The sequence below is a fragment of the Salsipaludibacter albus genome, assembly GCF_019798055.1.
Taxonomy (GTDB): Bacteria; Actinomycetota; Nitriliruptoria; order Nitriliruptorales; family Nitriliruptoraceae; genus Salsipaludibacter; species Salsipaludibacter albus.
The window spans coordinates 1-9,780 of record NZ_JAHOPH010000057.1 but is presented as its reverse complement, the minus strand read 5'-3'; the positions used below and the strand labels follow the sequence as shown (position 1 = coordinate 9,780).

Sequence of the window (9,780 nt, the reverse complement as noted above, 5' to 3'; positions counted from 1 at the left end):
GTCCCGTTCCCGACGGGCCCGGGCGCGCCGCCCGGGCCCGTCGGGAACGGGACCGGCTGGCGACCGCCAAGGGGGTGCGGCTCGACCGGCTCCGGGGACTGGTCCGGCCGGTCGAGCCCGACCGGGTCGTCAGGCGGGGATCGGGGTCGACCAGCTCGTGAGCGTCTGGAGGTAGTTGGCGCGCACGAACGCGTCGGGGTCCGACACGGCTGCCTGGCTCGCGCTGCCGCGGAGCTGGTCGACCGAGTCGTAGTCGTGCTCGTCCATCCACGTCTGCAGCCCGTCGAGCATGCTGGCGACCAGGCTGGGTCCGTGGCGCAGCACGGCCGAGGCGACCATCGCGACGTCGGCGCCCGCCAGCAGCGCCTTGGCCACGCCCTCGGCGTCGTGGACCCCGGTGGTGATCGCCAGTGACGTGCCGACCCGGCCGTGGAGCACGGCGGTCCAGCGCAGTGGCAGGAGTTGTTCGTGCGGGGACGAAAGGACGAGGCTCGGGACGACCGCGCGCGTGTCGACGTCGATGTCGGGCTGGTAGAAGCGGTTGAACAGGACCAGCCCCGCCGCGCCGGCGTCCTCCAGGCGACGGGCGAGGTTGGCCAGGGCGGTGAAGTACGGGCTGAGCTTGACCGCGACCGGCACGTCGACCGTCTCGGCGACCTCGCCGACCAGGTTGACCAGGTCGTCCTCGACCTCCCACGGCTGGTCGTCGACGTCGACCGCGAGCCGGTACACGTTGCACTCGATCGCCGACGCGCCGGCGTCGGCCAGCTGGCGGGCGTAGCGCAGCCAGCCACCGATCGACACGCCGTTGAGGCTGGCGATCACGGGCACGTCGAGCTCGCGGACCGCCTCGGCCAGGTGGTCCAGGTAGCGGTCCGGGCCCGTGTTGTAGTCGTCGAGCTCGGGGAAGTAGCCGTCGCTGGCCTCGGGGTTGAACGAGGCGGTCTCCTCGAGCATCGTGACCAGGTCGCGAGACTCGTGGACGATCTGCTCCTCGAACAGCGACGGCAGCACGACTGCGCCGACACCCGCGTCGACCAGTGCCCGCAGGCCGTCCATCGTCCCGGTCAGTGGCGAGCTCGAGGCGACGATCGGGCTGGACACGTCCAGCCCGAGGTAGGTGGTCGCGAGTTCGGTCATGCCGGCTCCTCCTCGGTCGTGCGCGTGTCCTCGGCCTGGTCGAACGGTGCGGTGCGCACCACCCCGGCGAGCTGCTCGTAGTAGCGCCAGCGCTCGTCGACGTCGGCCTGCGCCAGTTCGCGCAGCATGGCCGCGCGCTCCGGGTCGCTGCGCTGCAGCACCGCGAACCGTGCCTCGGTGGCCATGAAGTCGGCGACCGGCTTCTTCGGGGCGCGCGAGTCCAGGTGGAACGGGTGCGCGTCGTCCTCCCCACCCGGGTGGTAGCGGTACAGGGGCCAGTACCCCGACAGCACCGCCTCCTTCTGTCGCGCCATCGACTGGGTCATGTCGACCCCGTGCGCGATGCACGTCGAGTACGCCAGCAGCAGCGAGGGGCCCGGCCATGCCTCGGCCTCGCGGAACGCGCGCACGGTCTGCATGTCGTTGCCGCCGAGTGCCACCTGGGCGACGTAGACGTTGCCGTACTGCATGGCGATCAGGCCGAGGTCCTTCTTGGCGCCGGACTTGCCGGACGCCGCGAACTTGGCCACGGCACCCCGGCTCGTGGCCTTGGATGCCTGGCCGCCGGTGTTGGAGTAGACCTCGGTGTCGAGCACGAGCACGTTGACGTCCATGCCACTGGCCAGGACGTGGTCCAGGCCTCCGTAGCCGATGTCGTACGCCCAGCCGTCGCCACCGACGATCCAGACTCCCTGGCGGACCAGGGTCGACGCCACCCCGTCGAGCAGGCGCGCCCGGGGCGAGTCCATGGCGGCCAGGCGTCGCCGGAGCTCCTCCACCCGGTCCCGCTGGCCGGCGATCCCGGCCTCGTCGGCCTGGTCCGCGTGCAGCAGGCCCGAGACCAGTCCGTCGCCCAGCTCCCCGGCCAGTTCGGCCAGCAGGACCTCGGCGGTCGCACGTTCCTGCTCCAGGCCCAGCCGGAGGCCCAGCCCGAACTCGGCGTTGTCCTCGAACAGCGAGTTGGACCATGCCGGGCCACGGCCCGCGTCGTCGACCGACCACGGGGTGGCCGGGAGGTTCGCCCCGTAGATCGACGAGCACCCGGTCGCGTTGGCGACGACCATCCGGTCACCGAACAACTGGGTGAGCAGCTTGAGGTAGGGGGTCTCGCCACATCCCGCGCAGGCTCCCGAGAACTCGAACAGCGGTTGCAGCAGCTGGCTGTGACGCACGTTGCCGTGGTCGAAGGAACTCCGATCCAGCTCCGGGATGTCCAGGAACGTGGCGAAGTTGTCACGCTCGACGTCGCGGTGCTCGGCGGCCGGTTCCATGTTGATCGCCTTGTGGCCGACCTGCTCCTTCGACGTGGCCGGGCAGACCTGGACGCACACCCCGCACCCGGTGCAGTCGTCGGGGGCGACCTGGACCGTCAGGTGGTGGTCGGGCAGGCTGCGGTCCTTCATCGGCTTGGTGGGGAAGTCGTCGCGCAGCGCGCCCAGCACGTCGCCGTCGTAGGCCTTGGTGCGGATCGCGGCGTGGGGGCACACGATCGCGCACTTGTTGCAGTCGATGCAGATCGACGGGTCCCAGATCGGGATCTCCGGGGCGATCGACCGCTTCTCCCAGCGCGACGTGCCGGTCGGGAACGTGCCGTCGACGGGCAGGGCGCTGACCGGGAGCAGGTCACCCTCGCCGGCCATGATCCGGGCGGTGACCCGCTGGACGAAGTCGGGGGCGTCGGGTGGCACGGTCGGGGGCCGGTGGCGCGTCGCCGACACGTGGGCCGGCACCTCGACGCGGTGCAGTGCCGCCAGCGAGCGGTCGATCGCGGCGAGGTTGCGCGCCACGACCTCCGGGCCGCGCCTGGCGTAGGTGGTCTCGACCGAGGCCTTGATGGCCGCCAGTGCCTCGTCGGCCGGCAGGATCCCGCTGCGGACGAAGAAGCACGGCTGCATGACGGTGTTGATCCGGCCCCCGAGCCCCGCCTCGCGTGCCACCGCGTAGGCGTCGATCGCCCAGACCTGCAACGCCTTGTCGAGGACCTCCTGCTGGACCTCCACCGACAGGTGGTCCCAGACCTGGTCGGCCGGGAAGGGGGCGTTGAGCAGGAGGGTGGCGCCGGGGCGCGCGCGAGCCAGCACGTCCACCTTGTCGAGGAAGCCGAACTGGTGGCAGGCCACCAGGTCCGCCTCGTCGATCAGCCAGGTCGCCTCCACCGGCTGGGGGGAGAACCGCAGGTGCGACTCCGTGCGGGCACCGGCCTTCTTGGAGTCGTAGACGAAGTAGCCCTGGGCGTGGAGGTCGGTGTGCTCGGACACGATCTTGACGGTGTTCTTGTTGGCCCCGACGGTGCCGTCGCTGCCCAGTCCGAAGAACACCGCGCGGACGTCGCCGTCGTGGCGGTGCTCGTGCACGGTCGGGTCGGGGTCGATCGAGGTGTGCGTGACGTCGTCGACGATCCCCACGGTGAACCCGTGGCGGGGTCGGTCCCGGTCGAGCTCGGCGAACACGCCGGCGGCCATGGCCGGCGTGAACTCCTTGGAGCTCAGTCCGTAGCGTCCGCCGACCACCAGGGGCAGCGCGCCGCGCTCGCCGGTCGCCACGGCGCGCATCAGCACCGTCGCAACGTCGGTGAACAGCGGCTCGCCGGGTGCGCCCGGCTCCTTGGTCCGGTCGAGCACGGCGATCCGCTGCACGGACGCCGGCAGGGCGGCGACCAGGGCCTGCGTCGGGAACGGCCGGAACAGCCGAACGACCAGCCCACCAACTCGCTCACCACGGGCCACGAGGGCGTCCACCGCCTGGCGGGCGGCGGCGGTCCCCGATCCCATCATCACGACGGCGCGCTCGGCCTCCGGGTGGCCGAACCACTCGACCAGGCCGTAGCTGCGTCCGGTCGCGTCGGCCAGGCGGTCCATCGCACCGGCCACGATCCCGGGGACGGCATCGGTCCACGGGTTGGCGGCCTCGCGGGCCTGGAAGAACACGTCGGGATTCTGGGCGGTCCCGCGCAGCTCGGGCCGGTCGGGATCCAGTCCCCGGAGCCGGTGGTCGGCGACCCACTGCTCGTCGAGCAGCGCCGCGAGGTCGTCGGACTCGAGCAGGTCGACCTCGTTGAGCTCGTGGCTGGTCCGGAAGCCGTCGAAGAAGTGGACGAACGGGACACGGGACTCGAGGCTGGCGGCGTGGGCCACGGCCGCCATGTCGTGGGCCTCCTGGACCGATGAGGCGGCCAGCATGCCCCACCCGGTGGTCCGGGCGGCCATGACGTCGGAGTGGTCCCCGAAGATCGACAGGGCGTGCGTGGCCACCGTGCGTGCCGCGACGTGGAGGACCGCCGGGGTCAGCTCGCCGGCGATCTTGAACATGTTGGGCAACATCAGCAACAGGCCCTGCGAGGCCGTGAACGTCGTGCCCAGGGTCCCCTTGGTGACCGCCCCGTGCAGCGCCCCGGCCGCGCCGGCCTCGGACTGCATCTCGATGACGCGCGGCACCACGCCCCAGAGGTTGGTGCGGCCGCTCGACGACCACTGGTCGGCCAGCTCTCCCATCGGTGAGGCCGGCGTGATCGGGTAGATCGCGATCGTCTCGGACAGGGCGTGGGCGACCCTGGCGGCGGCCTCGTTGCCATCGATGCTGGCACGTGTCATGACCTGCCTCCTGCCGGGGACGTCAGCACGTGGTCGACGCTACGACCCGGCCGGTTCGTCGTGGCAGGGGTTGGTCCCGACCTGCGTGCCCGAAGGTCCCGGCCCTCGACGACCGTGTCCCACACCCCGTCGAGGGGTCCGATTCGTCGCGTGTGCGCATTCCCCCAATCGGCCGGAGTGATGCGCACACTCGACGGCCCTGCGGGGGTCAGCGGAACCGATCGGTCAGCGAGGTGGGCAGGACGCGGCGGGCCAGTCGACCGACGGCCGGACCGACCCCGCTCCGGAAGCCCAGGAACAGGGCGACCAGGATCGCACCGAAGATCGCCACCCGGAGCTGGCCGGCGTCCCGCAGCAATTCGTCCAGCACCGTCAGCGCCACCGACCCGATGACCGGGCCCAGCAGCGTGCCGATGCCACCGAACGCGAGGATGACCAGTGTCTCGACGTCGACCTCCCCGAACGCGAACGTCGTCGGCGAGACGAAGCCCTCGGTGATCGCCCACAGCCCACCGGCCAGCCCGAGCATCGCCGAGCCGATCGTGCCCGCCCAGATCCGGTAGCGCGCCACGTCCACCCCGGCGAGCTCGGCCGCGACCGGGTCGTCCCGCAGGGCCGAGAAGGCCCAGCCGAACGACGATCGCTGGAGCAGGCGGTACAGGACGAGGTAGCCGACCAGCAGGCCCAGGAACACGAGGTAGGCCGGGACCAGCTCGCGCAGGACGGTGTCGCCGCCGACCTGGATGCGCAGGCCGGTCTCGCCACCGGTCAGCTCGCGCTGGCCGAGCAGGAGGTTGTGGAACCCCAGCGAGAACGTCAGGGTCACGATGCCCGTGAAGATCACCCCCAGCGAGCGCCGGACCGAGACCCAGCTGAACAGCCCACCCAGCAGCGCCGACAGCGCGGTCCCGACCACCAGGGCCACCACGCCCGGGACCCCGAACTCGTCGGCAAGGATCGGCGTGGCGTAGCCGGACACGCCTGCCAGGGCTCCGACGCACAGGAACAGCTGCCCGGTCGAGCCGAAGATCACGTTGAAGGCCGTCGCGTAGCACGCGAACAACAGCATCCCGGTGGCCAGCCCCATCCAGGTCCGCGAGTCCCCGACGAACACCGGCACCAGCGCCAGCAGGACCGCGACGATGGCGATGGGCGCCCACGTGGCGACGGGCGAGCGCGCGTGGCCCGGCTCGGCGGTGTCCGGCAGCAGCGTGTCCGTCACGCTCATTCGGTCCTCCCCAGGAGTCCGGAGGGACGCACCAGGATGGTCAGTGCAGCGGCTGCCAGCAGGATGATGGAGGTGATGTAGGAGCCGATCTCGGCCGCGCTGATCGCGTTCACGATGCCCAGGATCAGGCCCGCCAGCAACGCGCCGGTGGCGCTGCCCAATCCGCCGACCACGGTGACGATCAGCGCCAGGATCGTGTAGGACACCCCGGAGCTGGACGTCACCGGCGAGGTCATGGACTGGGTGACGGCGAACAGCCCGGCCAGGGCCCCGGACAGGCCGAAGATCAACGTTCGCACGGCCGACGGGTTCACCCCGACCAGCTCCGCGCCGACCTCGTCCTCGATCACGGAGCGAACGGCCCGCCCGGCCCTGGTCGCACGCAGGAAGCCGATGACCAGCCCGATGGCCACGATCGTGATCGCCGAGGCGTACAGGCTCCCCACTCGCATCGTGATGCCCAGCACCTCCACGCTCCCCGAGCCGACCCGCAGCGTCAGGGCCTCGCTGGGGTAGCGCCACACGAGCAGGCCGTCGATGACGAACCCGACACCGAGGGTGACCAGCAGGCTGAGCAGGATCCGATCCTCGCCCCGCTCCCGGTACACCGGGCGCATGATGGTCTGGTCGAGCACCAGCCCGGCGGCCGTCGCCGCCACGACCGCCATGGCCGCCGCCGGCAGCGCACCCCACCCCGCGTCCAGCAGCAGGGCGGCGGTGATGCCACCCAGCACGGCGATCTGGCCGTGCGCGAGGTTGAGGATCCCGCCCAGGCCGTACAGCAGCGTCAGTCCGACGGCCAGCAGGCCCAGCTGGAGCCCGTCGACCACGCCGTCGAAGATCACGGCTGGGTTCATGGTGAGCACCTGTCCGACGTGGGGGCGGGCGAGGGTTCGGTGGTCATCAGGCGATCCCCAGGTAGGCGCGCTGGACGTCGGGGTTGCCCCGCAGCTGCTCGGAGGTGCCGTCGAGCTCGACCCGGCCGTCCTCGATGACGTAGCCACGGTCGGCCAGGTCCAGCGCGAGTGGCACCTGCTGCTCCGCCACCAGGACGGTCAGGCCCTCGCCTCGCAGGGTCGACAACGCGGCGTACGCCTCGCTGGCCAGCTTCGGGGCCAGTCCGGTGGTCGGCTCGTCGAGGATCAGCAACCGGGGGCGTGACATCAGCGCGCGTCCGACCGCGAGCATCTGCTGTTCCCCACCGCTCATCGTGCGGGCGGTCTGGTTGCGGCGTTCCTCCAGCCGGGGGAACAGGTCGTACACCTGTCGCAACCGGTCCGGGTCGGGCTTGTCCGGGTGTGCGCCCAGGGCGAGGTTCTCGTGGACGGGCATGCCACCGAACAGGTGACGCTCGGCCGGGACGTAGGCCAGTCCGCGTCGTGACACGACGTGGGCGGCCTCGCCCAGGATGTCGTGGCCGTCGAAGTTGACCCGGCCGGCCCCGGCCTGCAGCAGGCCGGCGATCGCCCGCAGCGTCGTCGTCTTGCCGGCCCCGTTCGAGCCGATGATCGCGACGGCCTCGCCCTCGGCCACGGTGAACGACACCCCGTGGACCACGGTCGACGGTCCGTAGCCGACGTCGAGCCCCTCGACCTCAAGCACTGGTGGCACCTTCCCCGAGGTAGGCCTCGACCACCCGTGGATCTCGCATCACCACGTCGGGTTCACCATCGGCCAGCAGCCGTCCCATGTTGAGCACGACGACCTCGTCGGCCAGCGCCCGGACCGCACGCATGACGTGCTCGACCCACACGACGGTCAGGCCCAGCTCGTCGCCGAGACGTCGCACGATCGCGATCGAGTCCTCGAGTTCCCCCGGGTTGAGCCCCGCCATGACCTCGTCGAGCAGGAGCACGCGGGGCGAGCCGGCGATCGCCCGGGCGAGGTCGAGGGTGCGCTGCTGGTGCAGGTTGAGCTGGTCGACCGGCCAGTCGGCCTTGTCGTCCAGGCCGACCAGGGCGAGGGCGTCGTCGCCGGCACGCAGCGCGTCCGCCTCGGACCGTCGTCCGCCGGGGGTCCCGAACATGGCCCCGAGGGCGGCGTTGTCCCGCACCGACATCGAGTGGAACACGCGTGGGTGCTGGAGCACCTTGGCGATGCCGCGCTGGCGGATCTCGTGGCTGGTCAGGCCGGTGATGTCGTCACCGTCGAACAGGATCGTCCCCGACGTCGGCTGGTGCATCCCGCTGACGGCCTTGAGCAGGGTCGACTTGCCGGCCCCGTTCGGGCCGATCACGGCCAGCACCCGACCCTCGGTCACGTCGAAGGACACGTCGTCGACCGCGGGCAGGCCACCGAAGTGCTTGCTCACGGCCTGCAGCTCGAGGATCGGCATCGTTGGTCCCGGTCGCGGAGGCGGACGGAGTGGGCAGGTGCGGGCCTCGCGAGGGGGCCGATCGGTCGTCCGGCTCCCTCGCGAGGGGCGTCAGGTGCTCACTCGGGCTGGTAGGGCTCGAGCGGCTCCGGGACCACCAGGGTCTCGGGATACCAGTTGGCACCGGGGTTGACACCGTCGGGCGGGGTGGCCTCGACCATCTGGACGAAGTGCGGCGTGGCCTCGGCCAGCTCGCCCCACTCGGTCCAGCTGAGCGGGAAGGCGTAGCCCGGCATCTCGAAGGTGGTCTCGTGCAGGTACTCGCCGACGGCGACGGGGTCGTCACCGACCTCGGTCACGGCCTGGGCGACCATGTTGACGATCGCGTAGCCCGCGATCGCGTCGGCCTCCATGAAGGTGAAGTCGGTCTCCTCGGCGAACCGGGTGGCGAGCTCCTGGTACTCGGGCGACTGGAAGTCGGCGCAGCCGAAGTCGGAGTACTTGCCCAGCGCGACGTCGCCGACACCCTCGTAGACGGTCGCCAGCGGGGCGTAGGGTCCGGCGACGGGCACGTCCAGCCCGAGGTCGGTGGCCTGGATGGTGATCGGTCCGGCCCCCGGCGGGTGACCGGTCGCGACGATGATCTCCGGGTCGAGTCCCTCGAGGTTGCGCAGGTAGGTGGTGAAGTCGGTCTCGTCGACCGGGGCGACCTCGATCTGGTACTCCACGCCGTCCATGCCGTCGAGCTCGGCCTCGAGCGCGGACGCGACGGACTGGCCCCAGGCGTAGTCGGCGATGATCGCGCCGACGCGGGTCGCGCCGACCTCCTCCACGTAGTCACCGACCGGACCGGCGATCATCGGCGCGGCCGGCAGGCAGGTGCGGAAGGTGTAGCGCGAGTCGGGGGTCAGGATCGGCGCGGCGCCGGCCTTGACCAGGAACAGCGGGACCTCGAGCTCCTCGGCGGTCGCGCCGGTGGCCAGCCCGACGTCGGAGGAGATGACCCCTCCGGCGGCGACCACGCCATCCTGTTCGACCATGCGCTCGAACTCGCTGACGCCGGTGTCGGGGTTGTTCTCGTCGTCGGCCTCGACAAGTTCGATCTGGCGGCCGTCGACCCCGCCGTCGGCGTTGAGGTCGTCGGCGGCCATCTGCATGCCGGCCGCCGTCTGGACGCCCCACGGGGTGAACGGCCCGGTGAACGAGGTCAGCACGCCGATCCGGATCGGCTCGCCGGACGTGGCGGTCTCGCCACCGGTCTCGGTCTCGCCCCCGGTCTCGGTCGCGGCGGCATCCGTGGCGGTCTCGGCGGCGGTCTCGGTGGCATCGGTCGTGGCGTCGTCGCCACCACCGTCGTCGCTGGAACAGCCCGTCAGGACCAGGGCGACGGCTGCCCCGATGGTCAACAGGTGATGGGTGCGGAATCGTCTCATGTCGTGCGCTCCGTTCGGGTTGGTGCAAGCGGTCGGTACCGGGGTGGGGCGGGTCCTGCCGGTGGTCAGGTGGGG

General features: G+C 71.4%; 7 protein-coding genes. All 7 read right to left on the bottom strand.

Annotation, left to right across the window (positions count from 1 at the left end; all coding sequences use genetic code 11):
- Nucleotides 1–129: 129 nt before the first annotated feature.
- A complete protein-coding gene (locus KR546_RS18515; RefSeq protein ID WP_238446206.1) occupies nucleotides 130–1,140 on the bottom strand; it encodes a dihydroorotate dehydrogenase-like protein in 1,011 nt (336 codons plus the stop codon).
- On the bottom strand, nucleotides 1,137–4,730 hold the full coding sequence (nifJ, locus tag KR546_RS18510) for a pyruvate:ferredoxin (flavodoxin) oxidoreductase (RefSeq protein WP_238446205.1): 3,594 nt from the start codon (nucleotides 4,728–4,730) through the stop codon (nucleotides 1,137–1,139). Before nifJ ends, KR546_RS18515 begins: the two co-directional genes overlap by 4 nt.
- A gap of 208 nt (nucleotides 4,731–4,938) precedes the next feature.
- On the bottom strand, nucleotides 4,939–5,958 hold the full coding sequence (locus KR546_RS18505) for a branched-chain amino acid ABC transporter permease (RefSeq protein WP_238446204.1): 1,020 nt from the start codon (nucleotides 5,956–5,958) through the stop codon (nucleotides 4,939–4,941).
- Nucleotides 5,955–6,815, bottom strand: coding sequence for a branched-chain amino acid ABC transporter permease (locus KR546_RS18500; RefSeq protein WP_238446203.1), 861 nt, complete (start codon nucleotides 6,813–6,815; stop codon nucleotides 5,955–5,957). The genes KR546_RS18505 and KR546_RS18500 overlap by 4 nt, the downstream gene beginning before the upstream one ends.
- Nucleotides 6,816–6,861: 46 nt before the next feature.
- Entirely contained in the window at nucleotides 6,862–7,560 is a 699-nt protein-coding gene (locus KR546_RS19860) for an ABC transporter ATP-binding protein (RefSeq protein ID WP_238446202.1), read from the bottom strand.
- On the bottom strand, nucleotides 7,553–8,293 hold the full coding sequence (locus tag KR546_RS18490) for an ABC transporter ATP-binding protein (protein ID WP_238446201.1): 741 nt from the start codon (nucleotides 8,291–8,293) through the stop codon (nucleotides 7,553–7,555). The genes KR546_RS19860 and KR546_RS18490 overlap by 8 nt, the downstream gene beginning before the upstream one ends.
- 98 nt (nucleotides 8,294–8,391) lie before the next feature.
- Nucleotides 8,392–9,705: an ABC transporter substrate-binding protein gene (locus KR546_RS18485; RefSeq protein WP_238446200.1), complete on the bottom strand. Its 1,314-nt coding sequence runs from the start codon at nucleotides 9,703–9,705 to the stop codon at nucleotides 8,392–8,394.
- Between the last annotated feature and the right edge of the window lie 75 nt (nucleotides 9,706–9,780).